We start from the raw sequence: 286 nt of genomic DNA, 5'->3' as shown, positions 1-286 counted from the left end.
AAAAAAGACGGCACGAAAGAAACTTGGGCGTACAGCTACGACGCCTTGGGTAGAAGGATAGGCAAAGGTCGTCTGAAAACCAGTCAGGAAGTTTCAGACGACCTCGAAAACCAAACCCGCTTCGCTTGGGACGGCAGCCATCTCTTGCAAGAAGTCCACCCGGACGGCAGGTATACCTATATCTACGCCGACCAAGATTCCTACGAACCGCTGGCGCAAGTCCGCGATTGGACAACCGAAGACGACGAAAACCGCCAACAAACCCACTACTTCCACTGCGACCAAA

The 286-nt window shown here is 53.1% G+C and carries 1 pseudogene; it reads left to right on the top strand.

Features of this window, described 5'->3' with window-relative positions:
• Positions 1-286: pseudogene (locus HMPREF2726_RS13575) on the top strand (RHS repeat protein); the annotation flags it as partial.

This window comes from Neisseria sp. HMSC074B07, from assembly GCF_001810355.1.
GTDB lineage: Bacteria > Pseudomonadota > Gammaproteobacteria > Burkholderiales > Neisseriaceae > Neisseria.
This window is presented reverse-complemented; position numbering and strand designations above follow the sequence as displayed.